At 72.9% G+C, this 18,288-nt stretch carries 19 protein-coding genes; 13 read left to right on the top strand and 6 right to left on the bottom strand.

Going from position 1 to position 18,288, the window contains the following annotated elements:
- Window positions 1–1,302, top strand: a complete 1,302-nt coding sequence (locus AB0C73_RS13405) for a polysialyltransferase family glycosyltransferase (RefSeq protein WP_362528497.1) — start codon at window positions 1–3, stop codon at window positions 1,300–1,302.
- Between the two features lie 6 nt (window positions 1,303–1,308).
- Here AB0C73_RS13405 and AB0C73_RS13400 read toward each other — a convergent pair whose 3' ends face one another.
- Window positions 1,309–2,085 carry a VOC family protein gene (locus AB0C73_RS13400; RefSeq protein ID WP_362528494.1) on the bottom strand — a complete coding sequence of 259 codons (777 nt, stop codon included), beginning with the start codon at window positions 2,083–2,085 and terminating at the stop codon, window positions 1,309–1,311.
- 213 nt (window positions 2,086–2,298) lie between these two features.
- On the opposite strand from AB0C73_RS13400, the gene AB0C73_RS13395 reads away from it, so the two are divergent.
- Window positions 2,299–3,129, top strand: coding sequence for a sulfurtransferase (locus AB0C73_RS13395; protein ID WP_362528491.1), 831 nt, complete (start codon window positions 2,299–2,301; stop codon window positions 3,127–3,129).
- Between the two features lie 74 nt (window positions 3,130–3,203).
- Here AB0C73_RS13395 and sepH read toward each other — a convergent pair whose 3' ends face one another.
- Window positions 3,204–4,262: a septation protein SepH gene (sepH, locus tag AB0C73_RS13390; RefSeq protein ID WP_362528489.1), complete on the bottom strand. Its 1,059-nt coding sequence runs from the start codon at window positions 4,260–4,262 to the stop codon at window positions 3,204–3,206.
- A gap of 433 nt (window positions 4,263–4,695) precedes the next feature.
- Between sepH and AB0C73_RS13385 the strand changes: the two genes are divergently transcribed.
- A complete protein-coding gene (locus tag AB0C73_RS13385; RefSeq protein WP_362528486.1) occupies window positions 4,696–5,472 on the top strand; it encodes a hypothetical protein in 777 nt (258 codons plus the stop codon).
- 17 nt (window positions 5,473–5,489) lie between these two features.
- On the opposite strand, the gene AB0C73_RS13380 is transcribed toward AB0C73_RS13385, so the two are convergent.
- Entirely contained in the window at window positions 5,490–6,815 is a 1,326-nt protein-coding gene (locus AB0C73_RS13380; protein ID WP_362528714.1) for a D-arabinono-1,4-lactone oxidase, read from the bottom strand.
- Window positions 6,769–8,046 (bottom strand): MFS transporter, encoded by a 1,278-nt coding sequence (locus AB0C73_RS13375; protein WP_362528484.1) that lies wholly within the window; start codon window positions 8,044–8,046, stop codon window positions 6,769–6,771. Before AB0C73_RS13375 ends, AB0C73_RS13380 begins: the two co-directional genes overlap by 47 nt.
- Before the next feature lie 249 nt (window positions 8,047–8,295).
- Between AB0C73_RS13375 and AB0C73_RS13370 the strand changes: the two genes are divergently transcribed.
- Both AB0C73_RS13370 and AB0C73_RS13365 read left to right on the top strand, forming a co-directional pair.
- Window positions 8,296–9,423, top strand: a complete 1,128-nt coding sequence (locus tag AB0C73_RS13370) for a ferrochelatase (protein ID WP_362528483.1) — start codon at window positions 8,296–8,298, stop codon at window positions 9,421–9,423.
- 52 nt (window positions 9,424–9,475) lie between these two features.
- A complete protein-coding gene (locus AB0C73_RS13365) occupies window positions 9,476–10,276 on the top strand; it encodes an inositol monophosphatase family protein (protein WP_362528480.1) in 801 nt (266 codons plus the stop codon).
- A 170-nt stretch (window positions 10,277–10,446) separates the two neighbouring features.
- Here AB0C73_RS13365 and AB0C73_RS13360 read toward each other — a convergent pair whose 3' ends face one another.
- Window positions 10,447–10,620 carry a hypothetical protein gene (locus AB0C73_RS13360; protein ID WP_362528478.1) on the bottom strand — a complete coding sequence of 58 codons (174 nt, stop codon included), beginning with the start codon at window positions 10,618–10,620 and terminating at the stop codon, window positions 10,447–10,449.
- Window positions 10,621–11,001: 381 nt separating this feature from the next.
- Here AB0C73_RS13360 and AB0C73_RS13355 point away from each other — a divergent pair, with 381 nt between their 5' ends.
- The 4 genes from AB0C73_RS13355 (at window position 11,002) to AB0C73_RS13340 (ending at window position 14,672) form a co-directional block, all read left to right on the top strand.
- Window positions 11,002–11,655: a response regulator transcription factor gene (locus AB0C73_RS13355; protein WP_265864944.1), complete on the top strand. Its 654-nt coding sequence runs from the start codon at window positions 11,002–11,004 to the stop codon at window positions 11,653–11,655.
- A gap of 4 nt (window positions 11,656–11,659) precedes the next feature.
- Entirely contained in the window at window positions 11,660–12,895 is a 1,236-nt protein-coding gene (locus tag AB0C73_RS13350; RefSeq protein WP_362528475.1) for a HAMP domain-containing sensor histidine kinase, read from the top strand.
- Window positions 12,896–13,292: 397 nt separating this feature from the next.
- Entirely contained in the window at window positions 13,293–13,589 is a 297-nt protein-coding gene (locus tag AB0C73_RS13345; protein WP_003955561.1) for a DUF4193 domain-containing protein, read from the top strand.
- A 12-nt stretch (window positions 13,590–13,601) separates the two neighbouring features.
- Window positions 13,602–14,672, top strand: coding sequence for a hypothetical protein (locus tag AB0C73_RS13340; RefSeq protein ID WP_362528473.1), 1,071 nt, complete (start codon window positions 13,602–13,604; stop codon window positions 14,670–14,672).
- A 102-nt stretch (window positions 14,673–14,774) separates the two neighbouring features.
- Here AB0C73_RS13340 and AB0C73_RS13335 read toward each other — a convergent pair whose 3' ends face one another.
- A complete protein-coding gene (locus AB0C73_RS13335; RefSeq protein ID WP_362528471.1) occupies window positions 14,775–15,254 on the bottom strand; it encodes a DUF3093 domain-containing protein in 480 nt (159 codons plus the stop codon).
- Window positions 15,255–15,312: 58 nt separating this feature from the next.
- Between AB0C73_RS13335 and AB0C73_RS13330 the strand changes: the two genes are divergently transcribed.
- From AB0C73_RS13330 to AB0C73_RS13315, 4 genes are all read left to right on the top strand, one after another.
- Window positions 15,313–15,897: a PaaI family thioesterase gene (locus AB0C73_RS13330; protein WP_362528468.1), complete on the top strand. Its 585-nt coding sequence runs from the start codon at window positions 15,313–15,315 to the stop codon at window positions 15,895–15,897.
- Window positions 15,897–16,409, top strand: a complete 513-nt coding sequence (dut, locus tag AB0C73_RS13325) for a dUTP diphosphatase (protein WP_362528465.1) — start codon at window positions 15,897–15,899, stop codon at window positions 16,407–16,409. Before AB0C73_RS13330 ends, dut begins: the two co-directional genes overlap by 1 nt.
- 1 nt (window position 16,410) lies before the next feature.
- A complete protein-coding gene (locus AB0C73_RS13320) occupies window positions 16,411–17,172 on the top strand; it encodes a DUF3710 domain-containing protein (RefSeq protein ID WP_362528463.1) in 762 nt (253 codons plus the stop codon).
- A gap of 312 nt (window positions 17,173–17,484) precedes the next feature.
- A complete protein-coding gene (locus AB0C73_RS13315; RefSeq protein WP_362528711.1) occupies window positions 17,485–18,153 on the top strand; it encodes an ABC transporter ATP-binding protein in 669 nt (222 codons plus the stop codon).
- Window positions 18,154–18,288 lie beyond the last annotated feature (135 nt).

Below are 18,288 nucleotides of genomic sequence, written 5' to 3'. Positions count from 1 at the left end.
ATGCCGACCACGGAACGGACACCCGTCCAGATCTTCCAGGTGTCCACGCTGTACGGCGCCGCCACCGTGGCCGCCGCCATCGACGCCGGCCGCTTCGGCGCCCCCGGCGGGGCCCGCCGCCTGCTGCTCGTCTCCAACAACGCCGAGATCCCCGAGACCGCCGTCCGCATGGAGACCATGACCGGCTACGAGCAGGTCGCCGGCCGCTTCGACGGCGTCCTCGACTGGAACGAGGCCGTACACCCGCACCACCCCAGCTCCTGGGCGCCCCGCCCCGAGGAGGCCCCGCTCTGGCAGCGGGTGCTGCGCACCGCCTGGGACCTCGGCACCGCCCCGGTCGAGCTGGTCGTCGAGTCCATCCAGGTCAACCCGGCCAAGGCGCTCGCCGCCGTGTTCGCCGAGAGCTCCGTCCACGTCTACGCGGACGGCCTGATGAGCTACGGCCCCACCCGTGACGAACTGCCCCAGTCCATCGCCTGCCGCATCCGCCGGGTGCTCCACCTCGACCTGGTTCCCGGCCTGCGGCCGCTGCTCCTCACCGAGTACGGCGTCGGCGCCGAGCTCGTCCCCGACGAGGCCTTCCGCGCGGTGCTGCGGGAGATCGCGACGGCCTCGGAGAGCTCGGCGGAGAACGCGGCCCTCAGCGTCGCGACCGCCGCCGCGCCCACCGCCCTGCTCCTCGGCCAGTATCTCGCCGTCCTCGGCATCCTCACCGTCGAGGAGGAGGAGGACCTGCACGTACGGATGCTGCGCGGCGCCGCCGCGGCCGGCCACCGTGCCGTGGTCTTCAAGCCGCACCCGACGGCCCCCGCCAGCTACTCCACCGCGCTGCACGAGGAGGCCGCCCGCACCGGCGTCGACCTCACCGTCCTGGACGGCCCGCTGCTCGCCGAGACCTTCTACGAACGATGCCGTCCAAACCTGGTCGTGGGCTGTTTCTCCACCGCCATGCTGACCGCCGCCGTCTACTTCGGCGTGCCCATCGCGCGGGTCGGCACCGGCACGGTCCTGGACCGCCTCACGCCGTACGAGAACAGCAACCGGGTCCCGCTCACGGTCGTCGACCACCTCGTGCCCGACCTGGAGGGCGACACGGCGCCCGCCGTGCCGGGCGCCGCCCCCGACAGCCTCGCGCCGCTGGTCCGCGCGGTCGGCTACTGCATGCGCCCGACCGCGCACCCCGGCCTGCGCGAGGAGACGGCCGCCTATCTCGCGGAGCACGGCACGGACCCGGCCCTGGCGCACCACTTCCCGGCCGAGCGCCTCGCCGAACTGGAGCTGAAGGTCCCGGCCCGCGCCTAGCGGGTGTTACGTCCGACCGGCCGACCTGACCAGCGTGAAGACCGCGCCCTCCGGGTCGGCCACCAGGGCGAGCCGCCCCGCCGTGCCCTCGCGCGGCGGGCGGACCACCTGGCCGCCCAGCTCGGTGACCAGGCGCGCGGAGGCGTCCACGTCGGCCACCTCGAAGTACGTCATCCAGTGCGCGCCCCGGTCACGGGGCAGCGCCGTCCCCACCCCGTGCAGCGAGGCGACCGGCCGCCCGTCGAGGTGGAGGGTGAGGTAGTCGAAGTCCGCGGACACCACCGGCTCGACCTCGTACGGGAAGACCGTCCCGTAGAACTTGCCGACGGAGGCCGTCTCGTACGTCAGAAGCTCGTTCCACACCGGGGTGCCGGGCGGACCCGCCGCCGCCGTGCCGTGATGGGCGTCGGCCTGCCAGACGCCGAAGACGGCGCCCGCCGGGTCCGCGCAGATCGCGAGCCGCCCGGCCTCGCCCGCGTCCAGCGGGCCGACCGCGACCGTGCCGCCGCAGCACCGGATGGTCTCCGCCGTGTCGTCGGCGTCGTCGGTGGCCAGATAGGGGGTCCAGGCGATCGGCAGATGCCGGTCCGGCGGCAGCTGGCCGATCCCGGCCACCTCCCGGCCGTCGAGCAGCGCGCGCACATACGGTCCGAGCTGCTCCGGACCGGGCGTGAACTCCCAGCCGAAGAGCTCGGCGTAGAACTCCCGCGTCGCGTCAAGTCCGTGCACCATCAAGCTCACCCAACAGGGTGTACCGGGTGTGCGCCGAGTCGCCTCGGTCATCGTCACTCTCTTCTCGCCAGTGGCCCCACACGCCGGGACCGGCGGGCCGTACGGAGGGCCTCTGGCGGGTCACTGCCCGCGCTTCGCCCGCCGTACACATGCACCGGGCGTCCGTCCCGTCCCGATGGTGGCACCACGGCGCGGCCCGCGCGCCTCCGGACGATTCGGGAGGGCGCCGTCCCTCAGGGGGCGGGCTGCGCGAGGATGGCTCCTATGAAGCCCATCATCTCCGCAAGCGAACTCGCGAGCGAATCGGCCGGGGCGACGCCGCCGGTCCTCCTGGACGTGCGTTATCTGGCCGTCGGCGGCCCGCCCGGACGGCCGGAGTACGAGACCGGTCACCTCCCCGGCGCCGTGTACGTGGACCTGGACGCCGAACTCGCGGGACCGCCCGGGGCCGGCGGGCGGCACCCGCTGCCGGACCTGGCCGCCTTCGGCGCCACGATGCGCCGGGCGGGCGTCTCGGCCGGCACCCCGGTCGTGGTCTACGACGGCGGGCTCGGCTGGGGCGCGGCCCGCGCCTGGTGGCTGCTGCGCTGGGCCGGGCACCCGGACGTCCGGGTCCTGGACGGCGGTCTCGCCGCGTGGACGGGGGAGCTGTCCAAGGACGTGCCCGTGCCCGTGCCGGGCGACTTCGAGCCGCGGCCGGGCGGGCTCCGGATGCTCGACGCGGACGGCGCGGCCTCACTCGCCCGCTCGGGCCTGCTGCTCGACGCGCGCGCGGCCGAGCGCTACCGGGGCGACGTGGAGCCCATCGACCGGATCGGCGGCCACATCCCCGGCGCGGTCTCGGCCCCGACGATGGAGAACGTGGCCGCGGACGGCCGCTTCCTGCCGGCCGAGACCCTGGCCGCCCGGTTCGCCGGTCTGGGCGCCGGGCCGGACACCGAGGTGGGCGTCTACTGCGGCTCCGGCGTCTCCGCCGCCCAGGAGGTGCTCGCCCTGGCGATCGCGGGCTTCGACGCCGCCCTCTACACCGGCTCCTGGTCCGAGTGGTCCTCCGACCCGGCCCGCCCGGTGGCGACGGGCCCGGACCCGCAGTAGCCGGCGGTACGGGGAAGGGCCCGCGCCACCACCGTGGCGCGGGCCCTTCCCCGTACGACAGGCCGGTCCGAAGGTCAGTCCGACTGCTTCTTGCGGCGGGTGCCGAAGACGATCTCGTCCCAGCTGGGGACCGCCGCGCGGCGGCCCGGACGGACGCCGTCGGCCTCGGCCTGCCGGTCCGTGGTGCCGATCAGCCGGTCGCGGTGGCCGGAGACGGCCCGGGGCATCAGGACGTCCGCGTAGGCGGAACCGGCGCCCGCGGACGCCGCCGGGGCCGGCGGCTCCTCGGCCGCGACCTCGTCCGAGGGCTCGCTGCTCGGCTGCTCGGGCACCACCAGGTCGCCGCGGAAGCTCGGCACCGCCTCCAGGAGGCTGGTCAGCGAGTCGCGCTCGTCCTCCGGCTCGGGAACCGGGGCGGGCGCACGCTCGATCTGCCGGTCGAGGGCGCGGTCCAGCGGCCGGTCCCGGGGCAGCCGGGCGATCCGCGGTACGAACGGGAAGCTCGGCTCCGGCACGGCCGCGAGGGTGTCGTCGGTCTCGCCGATCAGCGCCCGCGCCTCGTCGTCGACGGCCTGGACGAGCCGCCGGGGCGGGTCGTACGTCCAGCTCGCCGTGTGCACCTCGCCCGCGACCCGGTAGACCAGCAGCACCTCCCAGGTGCCGTCGTCGCGCCGCCAGGAGTCCCACTGCACGGTGTCCTTCTCGGCACCGCGCAGCAGCAGCCGCTCCTGCACCGCCTCGCCGAGCTGGGGACCGGTGTTCTCGCCCGGCCGGCGCACGGGAGTCTTGCGGGCCCGCTCCGCCATGAAGGCGCGCTCGGCGAGCACCGGGCCCTCGAAACGGCGCACCCGGTCGACGGGGATGCCGGCGAGCTGAGCGACCTCCTCAGCGGAGGCACCGGCTCGTATCCGGGCCTGGATGTCGCGGGGGCGGAGGTGGCTCTCCACCTCGATCTCGATCTGACCGAGCCGGGCGCGGTCGTTGCGGACCGCGGCACGCAGCCGCTCGTCGATCGGAAGTGTGTACTCCGTGTTGTCAGCAGCCTTCAGCACCAGTCGTGTGCCGTCGTTCGAGACGGCCACGACACGCAGTTCGGGCATGGGAACCTCCCGGGTGGTGCCTGCCGACGTCACGTGCGTCGCTGCTTCCGCTAGTCGAGTGTGGCCTGCCCGGGTGCAGCCTGCCACAACCCTGCCGAGTTGCCCGGCGTGTCGGGCATGGACCCTGGCACGCCGTTATGGCACGGTTACCTGAATGCCACGCAGAGTGACTGGCCGTCACGCTGTGTCGCGGGCGTCCGTGCGGTGCCGTGGCGCCGCCGGTTCGAGTGCCACCTTCGGCCCCCTTCCGTCGATTCCGGACACCCATGAGGGAGTCCGGACCCAGGGCTCGCCACAGTACTCCATTCGGGCCACCTGGGTGGAGCGGCGCGCCGCCCAACTTGTCGGGCGGTTCGGGAGTTGAGTCTCCGCGATCTCCGCCCTCGCGTGTCGCTCTTCACAGAAGCGCCGGAAACGGAACTAATCCCTTCGCCCATTTGTCCCTTCTGGGTGCACGGTGGAACGAATGAACAAGCGGGTGTTGGAGATGCGTCACACGCCGGACAGCGGCACGGAGCGGAGCGGGGACGAGAAGAAACGGTTCGGCCTGAGCGTCCCTCAGGTGGCGGGCAGCGCGCTCGCCGCCGTCGTCGCCGCCAAGCTCGCCTCCAGTCTCGGGGTCTACGGCACCATCCTCGGCGCCGGTGTGATCAGCGTCATCGCCACCTGCGGCGGCCCGGTGCTGCAGCACCTCTTCAAGCGCACCGGTGAGCAGATGCGCGAGGTCACCCAGCAGGGCAGACAGTCCGGCACCGCCCCCGCGAAGGAATCGCAGCGGCCCCAGGCGCAGGGGGAGTTCGGCGAACCCACCGTCCACGGCACCCGGATGCGCGGCTGGAAGCGGCCTGCCCTCGGCGCTGCCGCGGTCTTCCTGCTCGCGATGGGCGGCATCACCGCGTACGAGCTGACCTCCGGTCAGGACCTCGGCGGCACCAAGGGCACCACGACCTTCGGCTCGGTGGTGCGGGGCGGCGACCCCGCCGGCGACGGCGGGAAGGGGGACGACGGGCCGTCCCCGACGCCCCGGCAGGAGGGCGGGGCCGGCACGGCGACGCCGACTCCGGGTGACACTCCCGCCGGCGGCGGGACCGGCACGGCGACCCCCGAGCCGACCGGTACCCCGACCGAGACCCCGACTCCGTCCGGCTCCACCGGGCCCACCGGCGGGACCGGCACCACGCCGCCTGCGACCACCCCGCCCGCCACCGAGTCCGCGAGCCCGCCCGCGACGGACGCCGGGTGATGTCGGCCGGGTGACCGTCAGTCGCCGAGCACCCTGCGCAGGTAGTCGTTCGCGAAGCGCCGGTCCGGGTCCAGCCGGTCGCGCAGCGCCGTGAACTCGCCGAAGCGCGGGTAGACCTTCTCGAAGTAGGCGGCGTCCCGGGTGTGGACCTTGCCCCAGTGGGGGCGCCCGCCGTGCTCCGTCATGATGCGCTCCACCGCCGTGAAGTACGCGCGGTGGGGCGTGCCCTTGTAGAGATGCACGGCGATGTACACGGACTCCTGGCCCGAGGCCGTGGACAGCGCGATGTCGTCGGCCGGCGCCGTCCGCACCTCCACCGGGAAGCTCACCTTCAGCGGCGAGCGCTCGATCATCGCCTTCAGCTCGCGCAGCGCGGAGACGGCCGCCTCGCGGGGCAGCGCGTACTCCATCTCCAGGAAGCGGACCCGGCGCGGCGAGGTGTAGACCTTGTACGGGATGTCCGTGTACGTACGGGCGGACAGGGCGCGGCTGGAGACCTTCGCGAGCGCAGGGATGACCGGCGGCACGGCCCGGCCCAGCGAACACGCCAGCTGGAAGACGCCGTTGGACAGCAGCTCGTCCTCGACCCAGCCGCTGACCCGGCCCACCGGGGCGGCGGGGCCGGCGCTGCGGTTGTTGCGCTTGGTGTTGCAGTTGTCGGTGTGCGGGAACCAGTAGAACTCGAAGTGCTCGTTCTCCGCATGCAGCTGGTCGAACTCCGAGGTCACGCGGCCGAAGGACATCGGCTCCTCGCGCGCGGTGAGCAGGAAGACCGGCTCCACGGCGAAGGTCAGGGCGGTGATCACACCGAGCGCGCCGAGACCGATCCGGGCGGCGGCGAAGACCTCGGGGTTCTCGGTGGCCGAGCAGGTCATCAGGGTGCCGTCGGCGGTGACCAGTTCGATCCCGCGGATCTGCGCGGCGATCGAGGCGGAGTCGCGCCCGGTGCCGTGGGTGCCGGTGGAGGTGGCGCCGGCGACCGTCTGCTCCATGATGTCGCCCATGTTCGTGAGCGACAGGCCCTCGCGCGCGAGCGCCGTGTTGAGCCGCTTCAGCGGAGTGCCGGACTCCACGGTCACGGTCATCGCCTCGCGGTCGATCCGGCGGATGCCGGTCAGCAGATGGGGCCGTACGAGCACCCCGTCGGTGGCGGCGACGGAGGTGAAGGAGTGGCCGGTGCCGACCGTCTTCACCCGCAGTCCGTCCTCGGCCGCCCCGCGTATCGCGTCGGCGAGCTCCTCGGCGGAGGCCGGGCTCACCTCCCGTACGGGGCGGGAGGTGACGTTCCCCGCCCAGTTACGCCATGTGCCGCTCGCCGTCCTGCCGCTCGCCGGCCCGCTGATCGGCCCCGGCTGCGTCGTCGACCTGCTCAAGCTGCCCCTCCCGCGTCGGCGCCGGCCTGCGCAGCCGGCGGTGGCCGAGGAGTGCCACGGCGACCGCGAGCGCACCCGAGACGACGGGCGCCACGTACCCCGACTCCGCCCCGGACGCGTCGACCACCCAGCCGGCGGCCGAGGAGCCGAGCGCCACACCGATCGCGAGCCCGGTCCCTGTCCAGGTCATGCCCTCGGTCAGTTTGGTGCGCGGTACGTGCGCTTCGACGAGGGCCATCGTGGTCACCATCGTCGGTGCGATGGAGAGGCCCGCGACAAAGAGCGCCACGGCCAGCAACGGCAGGTTCCCGGCCAGTAGGAGGGGGATCATACTCACGGCCATCGCGCCCACGCCCACGAGCCAGCGCACCGCCGGCTCGCCCTTGACCCGGAGCAGCCCGAAGACCGCGCCGGCCAGGCACGAGCCCAGCGCGTACACGGCGAGCACCAGGCTCGCGGCGGACTTGTGGCCCTGCTCCTCGGCGAAGGCGACGGTGACCACGTCCACCGAGCCGAAGACGGCGCCGGTGGCGACGAAGGCCAGGGCGAGCACCTGGAGGCCGGGGGAGCGGAGCGCCGAGCCGCCGGAGTGGGTCTCGCGCGGGTGCGGGGCCGGTTCGGTGGCGCGCTGCGCGGTCAGCCAGAAGACGCCGACGGCGAGGAAGGCACCGGCGAGCAGCGGGCCCGCCTCGGGGAACCAGGTGGTCGACAGGCCGATCGAGATGATCGGGCCGAAGATGAAGCACACCTCGTCGACGATCGACTCCCACGAGTAGGCGGTGTGCAGCCGTTGCGCGTCGCCCCGGTAGAGCTCCGCCCACCGCGCCCGGGTCATCGCGCCGAGGCTCGGTACGGTGCCGACGCAGGCCGTGAACACGAACAGGGTCCAGTCCGGGGCCTCGAAGGTCACGCACAGCAGCAGCCCGGCGGCGGCCGTCAGCGAGATCAGGGTGGCCGGGCGCAGCACCCGGCGCTGCCCGTGGCGGTCGACGAGCCGGGAGATCAGCGGGCCGAGCGCGGCGGCCGAGAGCGCCAGCGTCGCGGACAGCGCGCCGGCGAGCCCGTAACGCCCGGTGACCTGCGAAATCATGGTCACGATGCCGATGCCCATCATGGACAGCGGCATGCGGCCGACGAAGCCGGCGAGGGAGAAGGACGTGCTCCCGGGGGCCGCGAAGATCGCGCGATAGGGACTGGCCAAGGGGATCTCCGGGCTCGGGCAGGGTGCACGCGCTCGCGTGGGCGGACGCACCCTCATGAATCAGCGGCGTGAGTCAGCGCCGTGAAACAGCGGTGTGAATCAGCGCCGTGAATCAGCGCCGTGAATCAGCGGCATGAGTTAACGGCTAAAGCCTACGGCTTCGAACTGATCTGGTCACTCGCTTTTCCGGCCGCTCTCCCCGGTCGGGCCGCGCCACCGGCTGTCAGCCCCGGGTGGGAGGATCGGTGCATGTCCGACGAGCACGATCCCGCCCCGTACGACGCCCTGTTGCTGCTCTCCTTCGGAGGCCCCGAGGGCCCGGACGACGTGGTCCCGTTCCTGGAGAACGTGACCCGCGGCCGCGGCATCCCCAAGGAACGGCTGAAGGAAGTGGGGCAGCACTACTTCCTCTTCGGCGGCGTCAGTCCCATCAACGACCAGAACCGCGCCCTGCTCGACGCCCTGCGCGCGGACTTCGCCGAGGCCGGCCTCGACCTGCCGGTCTACTGGGGGAACCGGAACTGGGCGCCGTACCTCACCGACACCCTGCGCGAGATGATCACCGACGGACGGCGCCACATCGCCGTCCTCGCCACCAGCGCGTACGCCTCCTACTCCGGCTGCCGCCAGTACCGGGAGAACCTCGCGGACTCGCTCGCCGAGCTGGAGGCGGAGGGGCTGCCGCTGCCCCGCATCGACAAGCTCCGGCACTACTTCAACCACCCCGGCTTCGTCCGCCCCATGATCGAGGGCGTGCTCGCCTCCCTCGACGGGCTCGACGCCTCCGTACGGGACGGGGCCCACCTCGCCTTCACCACCCACTCCATCCCCGACTCCGCCGCCGACACGTCCGGTCCCGCCTCCGAGCACGGCGAGGGCGGCGCCTATGTGAAGCAGCACCTCGACGTGGCGCGCCTGATCGCCGACGCGGTCCGCGAGGAGACCGGCGTCGAGCACCCCTGGCAGCTCGTCTACCAGTCGCGCAGCGGCGCCCCGCACATGCCGTGGCTGGAGCCCGACATCTGCGACCACCTGGAGGCGCTGCACGGCGCCGGCACCCCGGCCGTCGTCATGGTCCCCATCGGCTTCGTCTCGGACCACATGGAGGTCCGGTACGACCTCGACACCGAGGCCACCGCCAAGGCCGCCGAGCTGGGGCTCCCGGTGCGGCGCTCGGCGACCGTCGGGGCCGACCCCCGGTTCGCCGCGGCCGTGCGCGAGATGATCCTGGAGCGCGCCGCGAGCGAGCGCGGACAGCGCGTCGAGCGCTGCGCCCTGGGCACCCTCGGGGCCTCCCACGACCTGTGCCCGATCGGCTGCTGCCCCGGCCGGACGGAGCGTCCGGCGGCCGCCGGCGCCGACAGCCCGTACGCCTGACCCGTACGCCCGATCCCCACGCCCGACCCGTGATGCCCAAGGAGCCCGAGGCATGACCGATCCCCTGCTGTCCGAACTGCACGAGCTGGCCCTGGAGGCCGGCCGCCGGGCCGGCGAGCTGCTGCGCGACGGGCGGCCCGACGACCTGGCCGTGGCCCAGACGAAGACCAGCGCCGTCGACGTGGTCACCGAGATGGACATCGCCGCCGAGAAGCTGATCACCGGCTTCCTCGCCGAGCACCGCCCGCACGACGGCCTCCTCGGCGAGGAGGGCGCCGCGACCACCGGCACCAGTGGTGTGCGCTGGGTCATCGACCCGCTCGACGGCACCGTGAACTACCTCTACGGCCTCCCGACCTGGGCCGTCTCCATCGCGGCCGAGCGGGACGGCGAGACCGTCGTCGGCGTCGTCGAGGTCCCGATGCGCGGTGAGACCTTCCACGCCGTCCTGGGCGGCGGCGCCCGGCTCGGCGACCGGTCGCTCGCCGTCCGGCCCTCCCCGGAGCTCGGCCAGGCCCTGGTCGCGACCGGCTTCGGCTACGTCCAGGAGCGCCGCGCCCACCAGGCCGAGGTGGTCGCACAGCTGCTCCCGCAGGTCCGTGACATCCGCCGCGGCGGCTCCGCGGCCATCGACCTCTGCGACGTCGCGGCCGGCCGGTTCGACGCGTACTACGAGCGCGGCCTCAACCCCTGGGACTTGGCCGCGGGCGAGCTGATCGCGCGCGAGGCGGGTGCCCTGACCGGTGGCCGGGCGGGGGAGCGCGCCTCCGGCGAGCTGCTCCTCGCCGCCCCGGAGGGCCTGTTCGGGATGCTCCAGGAGTTCCTGGAGCGGGCGGGTGCCTGGCACGACTGAGGCCGGTCGGGCCCCGCCCGCCGGACGGAGTCCGGCCAGGCGTCCGAAGCCTGTGAGGCCCCCTGGGGCCGAGCAGTGCGAGGGCGGCCAGGAAGGGTGGTGCCTGACGGCCGGCATACGGAAGGGCCCCCGGAGCCGATGGCTCCGGGGGCCCTTCCGCGTTCGCGGGGTCAGGCGCGGGAGGCGCCGACCTCCACGCCGTGTTCGGCGGCCAGGCGGTGCAGGTCGTCAAGCTCGGCCTGCTCGACCTCCACAAGGAAGTCGTCGCCCGCCTCGCGAGCGCGCGTGAGGTCCGACTGCGTGGTCCTGATGCGGTGCAGCAGTCCTGCGGTGAAAGCGTCCATCGTGCGCCCCCTCGTCGTGGGTCGGTGGCACGGGGAGTGCCGGGGGTGGGTGGATCACGCACTGCCATCTCTGGGGGACAGAGAGCGGTAGGTGGCACGCCACCTACAGGGTGTGATCGCGGGGTGTGCAGTCGTCCTCCCCAGCCCTTTGTGGGCGGAAACCTCAACTGGCCCGTGAACCAGGTGAATTCTTCCGGCGCCCCGCGCGGCCGGCCCGCCCGGACCGGGCGGATCCGGCGCCGTACGGCGGCCCCGCCGCCCGCGCACCCCGCCTTACAGCCGGTTTACGGGCGTTCGGGGCAGGATGGACACGCACAGTCAGTGCGCAGAGCCGCCCGGTCCGCATGCGGGACCAGGGCGCCCAGGAAAGGACTTACGGACGTGCGCGTACTCGTCGTCGAGGACGAGCAGCTCCTCGCGGATGCGGTGGCCACCGGTCTGCGCCGGGAGGCCATGGCGGTCGACGTCGTGTACGACGGGGCCGCCGCCCTGGAGCGCGTCGGGGTCAACGACTACGACGTCGTGGTGCTCGACCGCGACCTGCCCCTGGTCCACGGCGACGACGTCTGCCGCAAGATCGTCGAGCTCGGCATGCCCACCCGGGTGCTGATGCTGACCGCCTCCGGCGACGTCAGCGACCGGGTCGAGGGCCTGGAGCTCGGCGCCGACGACTACCTGCCCAAGCCCTTCGCCTTCAGCGAGCTCACCGCCCGCGTCCGCGCCCTGGGGCGGCGCACCTCCGTGCCGCTGCCGCCCGTCCTGGAGCGGGCCGGCATCAAGCTCGACCCCAACCGCCGCGAGGTCTTCCGCGACGGCAAGGAGGTCCAGCTCGCGCCGAAGGAGTTCGCCGTCCTGGAGGTCCTGATGCGCAGCGAGGGCGCGGTCGTCTCGGCCGAGCAGCTCCTGGAGAAGGCCTGGGACGAGAACACCGACCCGTTCACCAACGTCGTCCGCGTCACGGTGATGACCCTGCGCCGCAAGCTCGGCGAGCCACCGGTGATCGTCACCGTCCCCGGCTCGGGATACCGGATCTGAGCCGATGGCCTCGAACACCACGACCGTCAACGCGCCGCCGAAACCGCACTGGGACCCCCGGGACCCGGTTCGCCCGCTGCTGCGCCCCACCATCCGGATAAGGCTCACCCTGCTCTACGGCGGGATGTTCCTGATCGCCGGCATCATCCTGCTGGCGATCATCTACCTGTTCACCGCGCAGGCCGTCCGGGACACCACCGCCACCCTGCCCTTCAAGGTGGTCAGCGGCACGGTCACGGCCACCACCGACTGGTGCCAGCTGCCCGACAAGTCCACCGGCGACCAGCTCAACAACGCCGTCTCCATGTGTGTGCGGCACCAGAGCGACCTGGCCCTGGACGACCTGCTGCGGCGCTCCCTGTTCGCCCTGCTCGGCCTGAGCATCATCGCCTTCGCCTTCGGCTACGCCATGGCCGGCCGGGTGCTCTCGCCGCTCGGCCGGATCACCCGGACCGCCCGCCAGGTGGCCGGCACCGACCTGTCCCGGCGCATCGAGCTGGACGGGCCGGACGACGAGCTGAAGGAGCTCGCCGACACCTTCGACGAGATGCTGGAGCGCCTGGAGCGGGCCTTCAGCGCCCAGCAGCGCTTCGTCGCCAACGCCTCGCACGAGCTGCGCACGCCGCTGGCGATCAACCGCACGCTCCTGGAGGTCACGCTCTCCGACCCGGCGGCGCCGGTGGAGATCCAGCAGCTCGGCAAGACCCTGCTCGCGACCAACGAGCGCAGTGAGCAGCTGGTCGAGGGCCTGCTGCTGCTCGCCCGCAGCGACAACGAGATCGTCGAGCGCAAAGCGGTGGACCTGGCCGAGGTGGCCTCGCGGGCCATGGACCAGACACGCTCCGAGGCCGAGGCCAAGGGCGTGGAGTTCCGCGGCGAGCGGGCCCCGGCCGTGGTCCAGGGCAACGGTGTGCTCCTGGAGCGGATCGCCCTGAACCTGGTGCAGAACGCCGTCCGGTACAACGTGCCGGAGGACGGCTGGGTGGAGGTCGTCACCACCGTGGCGGAGGGCCAGGCGGTCCTCGAGGTGTCCAACACGGGGCCGGTCGTCCCGGCATACGAGATCGACAACCTTTTCGAGCCATTCCGGCGCCTCCGTCAGGAGCGCACGGGGAGTGACAAGGGCGTCGGCCTCGGCCTGTCGATCGCGCGCTCCGTCGCGCGGGCGCACGGCGGCCGTATCATCGCCGAGCCGCGCGAGGGCGGCGGACTCGTGATGCGTGTCACGCTGCCGACCTGACACACTGCACGAAGCCGACCGGATTTGTTCGCTTTGCGCTGAATTTCCGCTTCTCTTTATCCTGGTCGTTCTGTGTGATCGATCACAGGAAAGAGTGTCCGGCTCTCCACTCTCCGTGTCCGCGAATTCCCTCGGAAAACCCGGAAAAGTCCGGGTTTCCGAGGGGTTGAATGACGGGAAGTACACGGGGTGGCACCCGTGAGGGAGCGCCACAGGACCGTGTACGGTCCGCTTCGCCACCCAACGCCGGTCACTCGTGAGAGGGCGGATTGGGTGTCGATTGAGTAACAGACCTTGATGTGAGGCAAAATCTCCGCCTCAGGTCGGGCACAAGTCCGGCCTCTCACGCGTTACGTGCGCTGGAGACACCGCAACCACCCAGAGGGGGAGAGCAGACATGGCAACGGATTACGACACCCCACGCAAGACCGACGACGACGTCGACTCGGACAGCCTTGAGGAACTGAAGGCCCGGCGGAACGACAAGTCGACCTCGACCGTCGACGTCGACGAGTTCGAGGCCGCCGAGGGCCTGGAGCTCCCGGGCGCCGACCTCTCGAACGAGGAGTTGGCCGTCCGGGTCCTGCCCAAGCAGGCGGACGAGTTCACCTGCATGAGCTGCTTCCTCGTGCACCACCGGAGCCAGCTGGCCCGGGAGAAGAACGGTCAGCCGATCTGCCGCGACTGCGACTGAGATCGAGTGGCCGTGGCAGGCGACACACCGTCTCGGAAGCGACGGCTCCGGCTCCCCGGGAGGCCGAAGGCGTACCAGGGCGGCTCGGGCCCGGCAGAGGGCGTCATGGACGCTCCCTCCGCCGAGCACTCCGCCCTCCTGCCCGCACCTGGCGCACGTGACGACGAGCGAGGCCCCGCGGCCTCGCTCGAAGCATCCGGCGCGCCGGACCCCGCCGGTCACCGGCCGCCCGCTCCTGACGGAGCGGTCGCCCCCGTGGACGGCAGCACCCCGGACACCGGCCGCGACGGCACCCACGAGGGCACCGGCACCGGTGACAGCGCCGGCGGGCGCGGCGTCCTGCGGCGCGTGGCCAATCCCGCGCGCGTCCAGCTCGACCGCATCAAGCTCGACAGCGCCCGCATCGAAGCCGTACGGCGCGGAGTCAGGCGCGGCGGCCAGGGCGCGAAGGCCGGCATCGGCTATCTCGCGGACCGCGTCATGGAGATCGCCCCGCGCGTCCCCGTACGCGACCTGGCGACCCTCCGGCGGCAGTTCCCGGGCCTCGGGCCCGAGCAGATCGCCGACAGACTGATCTCCGGCGCGGCCAACGCCAGCGCCACCGTCGGAGCCGGCGTCGGCGCCGCCGCCATGCTGCCCGTGCCGCCCGCGATGCCCGCCGAGCTGGCCGCCGAGATCACCGGCGTCGCCGCCATCGAGCTCAAACTCATCGCCGAGCTGCACGAGGTCTACGGCCTGCGGCCGCCGGGCTCGCTCACCCAGCGCTCCACCGCGTACCTGGTCTCGTGGACCGAGGAGCGCGGCATCGACCCCACCAAGCCGACCACGGTCAACGCGGCGCTCGGCGGTCAGATGAAGCGCGAACTGCGCCAGCAGATCATGAAGCGCATGATGCGCAACCTGCCGAACCTCACCCCGTTCATGGTCGGCGCGGCCGTCGGCGCCGTGATGAACCGGCGCGACACCAAGAAGGTCGCCGCGCACGTCCGCAAGGACCTGCGGGCCCGCCAGATCCCCTGGGACGCCCTCCCGGCCCTGCCTCCCCTGGAGCAGCCGGAGAACCCCAAGGAGATCGGCTTCTAGCCCCTGGAGGGCCCCTGGGGCCCTCACGGGTTTCCTGCGGGCCGGTCGGCCGGCCCCAGGACCGTCGGTGTTCTTCGTGGCCCTTCGTGGCCCGTCGTGCGGCTAGCGCGCCTCGGCGCGGGCCGCCTCCAGGGCCGTCGCGAGCGCCTGGGGATCACGGCTGGACAGATAGACGTACGGGGTCGGGTCCGCCGGGTCCGTCACCTCGACCCGCACCGCCGTCGGCACATAGCCGCGCATCACCATGAACGCGCGCGGGTCGGCCTTGTACGTGCGCCACGCGCGCGCCTCCTCGGCGTCGAGCACCTCGGGCACCCCCAGCGCCGACGCCGGAATCCGTGCCTCCCCCGCGACCAGCGAGCCCGCGACCACCCGGATCCGGGCGGAGCCGTACGAGGAGACGCCCGCCCCGGCGAGCGCCGTCGCCACGATCAGCCCGGCGAGCGCCGGCACGATACCCAGCGGGAGCATGATCAGGGCGCCGGACAGGCCGAGGAGGGCCGCGATCAGCCACCAGGACCGGGGCGCGGTCAGACGTTCGTCGAAGCTCGGGGCGGTGGAGGGCGCGGAAGGCTGCTGCATGCCCCCAAGCTTGGCACGGCGCGACCCGCGCCCGGCCGCGCGGGTAAGGTCTGCGCCTGTGACTGGAACATCTGCCGCTCTCACCCCGCCGGCCGACGCCATAGCGCCGGTACGCCACCCCGACGCGCCCGTCCCCGGCGAGCCGCTCGGTGCGCACTACGAGTACTGCTTCGGGTGCGGCGGCGGGCAGTCCCACGGGCTGCACCTGGAGGCGCGCGCGGGCGAGGGCGTGACGGTCACCGCGGAGTTCACCGTGACCCCCGACCACCAGGGCGCTCCCGGCCTCGCGCACGGCGGCGTGCTCGCCACCGCGCTCGACGAGACCCTCGGCTCCCTGAACTGGCTGCTGCGGGTCATCGCCGTGACCGGGCGCCTGGAGACCGACTTCGCCCGGCCCGTCCCGGTCGGCACCGTGCTCCACCTCCAGGCCGAGGTCACCGCCGTGCACGGCCGCAAGATCTACTCGACCGCCGTCGGCCGGATCGGCGGGCCCGAGGGCCCCGTCGCCGTCCGCGCCGACGCCCTCTTCATCGAGGTCAAGGTCGACCACTTCATCGACAACGGGCGCCCGGAGGAGATCCGGGCGGCCATGTCCGACCCCGACCAGGTCAGGCGCGCCCGCGCCTTCGAGGTGAACCCCTGATGCGCAATCCCGTCGACGTACTCATCCGCCGAGTGGACCCGGAGGTGCCGCTCCCCGCGTACGGGCACCCCGGTGACGCCGGTGCCGATCTGGTGACCACCGAGGCCGCCGTGCTCGCCCCGGGGGAGCGGGCCGTGCTGCCCACCGGCGTCTCCATCGCGCTGCCGGACGGCTACGCGGCCTTCGTGCATCCGCGCTCCGGGCTGGCCGCCCGCTGCGGCGTCGCGCTGGTCAATGCCCCGGGGACGGTCGATGCCGGGTACCGTGGAGAGATCAAGGTGATCGTCGTCAATCTGGATCCGCGCGAGAGCGTGCGGTTCGAACGATTCGACCGGATTGCCCAACTGGTCGTCCAGCAGGTCGAGAAGGTGCGCTTCCACGAGGTCGCGGAGCTTCCCGGCTCCGCGCGGGCCGAGGGGGGCTTCGGGTCCACCGGCGGTCATGCCGCCGTGGACGGCACTACGGGTGGGAATCGATACGCTTCGGTCGTATCCGACCGGGAAGGACAGTGACGTGTTCGGACGTCGCAAGAAGAGCGGTGCCGCCGAGGACGCCGCCGAGCAGGTCGTCGACGCGGTGGACACCGAAGACACGGCCGACGCCGCCGAGGGGCAGCGCCGGGTGAACCTTCCGCCGGCGCCCCGGCCCGACGGTCCGTGGGACATCTCCGAGGTCAGCAGGCCGGAGGAGGGCCGCGTGGACCTCGGCGGCATCTTCGTGCCCGGCGTCGAGGGCATGGAGCTTCGGGTCGAGGTGGCGGGCGACGCGATCGTCGCGGCCACCGTCGTGCTGCGCGACAGCGCCGTGCAGCTCCAGGCCTTCGCCGCCCCCAAGAAGGAGGGCATCTGGGGCGAGGTCCGCGACGAGATCGCGACCGGCATCACCCAGCAGGGCGGTGCCATCGAGGAGATCGAGGGCCCGCTGGGCTGGGAGCTGCGCGCCCAGGTCCCGGTGCAGCTGCCCGACGGCAACCGGGGCGTCCAGCTGGTGCGCTTCGTCGGCGTCGACGGCCCGCGCTGGTTCCTGCGCGGTGTGATCTCCGGGCAGGGTGCGGTGCAGCCCGAGGCCGCGGGGCTCCTGGAGCAGATCGTCCGGGACACCGTGGTCGTGCGCGGCGAGGGCCCGATGGCCCCGCGCGACCCGATCGTCCTCAAGCTGCCCAGCGACGCCCAGATGGTGCCGGACGGCGTGCAGCAGGAGGACCAGTCCGGCTCCCGCTTCTCCGGCGGCATGGGCCAGCTGCAGCGCGGTCCGGAGATCTCCGAGATCCGCTGACACGGATGCGCTGACATGAATGCGGTGGCACGGATGCGGTGACACGGATCCGCTGACGCCCACGAGGTGAGCAGGCCCGGTGGGCCGTTCCTCCCCGCCCGTACACCAGGTACGGGCGTGGCGGGAGCGGCCCACCGGGCTTTTCGGCAACCGACGGGTGCCCGGGGCAACCGGGTTTTCCACAGGCCTGGCACCGGCGCCCGCCCCATGCACATACTGGCGGCGCACACGTTCGAACCAGGGGGGTACCAGGTGAGTGAGAGCAACGCGCGGACCGGCACGGCCGTCCTCGACGACCCGGCGGCCGCGCCGATGGTCCGGGTGGAGAACCTGCACCGGTCGTACGGGACGGGGGCAGCGGCCGTGCACGCCCTGCGGGGTGTGTCCTTCGACGTCCCGCGCGGCGAGCTGGTCGCCCTCAAGGGCCGCTCCGGCTCCGGCAAGACCACGCTGCTCAACCTGGTGGGCGGCCTGGACACCGCCGACGAGGGGCGCATCGTCATCGACGGCACCGACCTCGCCGATCTCGGCGAGGAGGGACTGCTCGAACTGCGGCGGGACCGGATCGGATTCATCTTCCAGTCCTTCGGGCTCATACCGATCCTCACCGCCGCGGAGAACGTCGGTGTGCCGATGCGGCTGCGCAAGGCCGACCCGAAGGAGCGCGAGGACCGCGTCGCCCTGCTCCTCGCCCTCGTCGGGCTCGCCGATCACACCGCCCAGCGCCCCGGAGAGCTCTCCGGCGGCCAGCAGCAGCGGGTCGCCATCGCCCGCGCCCTCGCCAACCGGCCCGCGCTGCTGATAGCCGACGAGCCGACCGGACAGCTGGACGCCGAGACCGGCCTCGCGGTCATGGAGCTGCTGCGGGCCGTGGTGCGCAGCGAGGGCTGCACGGCCCTGGTCGCCACCCACGACTCCCAGCTCCTCGGCCTCGCGGACCGGGTCCTGGAGCTGCGCGACGGCGAGATCATCGAGCACTGACGAGGCTGTCCGAGCACGGACAAGGCCGCTCATCAGCTGCTCATCAGCCTTCCGGCCGGATGCATCAGGATCACGTCAAGACGGCCCCGAGCGCCGCCACCCGTGCGGAATGTCCGATTAGCTGGACGTAAGGTC

This window comes from Streptomyces sp. NPDC048623 (assembly GCF_040650755.1).
GTDB lineage: Bacteria > Actinomycetota > Actinomycetes > Streptomycetales > Streptomycetaceae > Streptomyces.
This window is presented reverse-complemented; position numbering and strand designations above follow the sequence as displayed.

Coding starts and splice junctions, on each gene's coding strand:
- dut (WP_362528465.1), top strand. CDS start 15,897: ATGCGCAATCCCGTCGACGTACTCATCCGCCGAGTGGACCCGGAGGTG.
- AB0C73_RS13400 (WP_362528494.1), bottom strand. CDS start 2,085: ATGACCGAGGCGACTCGGCGCACACCCGGTACACCCTGTTGGGTGAGC.
- AB0C73_RS13315 (WP_362528711.1), top strand. CDS start 17,485: ATGGTCCGGGTGGAGAACCTGCACCGGTCGTACGGGACGGGGGCAGCG.
- AB0C73_RS13370 (WP_362528483.1), top strand. CDS start 8,296: ATGTCCGACGAGCACGATCCCGCCCCGTACGACGCCCTGTTGCTGCTC.
- AB0C73_RS13360 (WP_362528478.1), bottom strand. CDS start 10,620: ATGGACGCTTTCACCGCAGGACTGCTGCACCGCATCAGGACCACGCAG.
- AB0C73_RS13385 (WP_362528486.1), top strand. CDS start 4,696: ATGAACAAGCGGGTGTTGGAGATGCGTCACACGCCGGACAGCGGCACG.
- AB0C73_RS13365 (WP_362528480.1), top strand. CDS start 9,476: ATGACCGATCCCCTGCTGTCCGAACTGCACGAGCTGGCCCTGGAGGCC.
- AB0C73_RS13405 (WP_362528497.1), top strand. CDS start 1: ATGCCGACCACGGAACGGACACCCGTCCAGATCTTCCAGGTGTCCACG.
- AB0C73_RS13350 (WP_362528475.1), top strand. CDS start 11,660: ATGGCCTCGAACACCACGACCGTCAACGCGCCGCCGAAACCGCACTGG.
- AB0C73_RS13345 (WP_003955561.1), top strand. CDS start 13,293: ATGGCAACGGATTACGACACCCCACGCAAGACCGACGACGACGTCGAC.
- AB0C73_RS13335 (WP_362528471.1), bottom strand. CDS start 15,254: ATGCAGCAGCCTTCCGCGCCCTCCACCGCCCCGAGCTTCGACGAACGT.
- AB0C73_RS13395 (WP_362528491.1), top strand. CDS start 2,299: ATGAAGCCCATCATCTCCGCAAGCGAACTCGCGAGCGAATCGGCCGGG.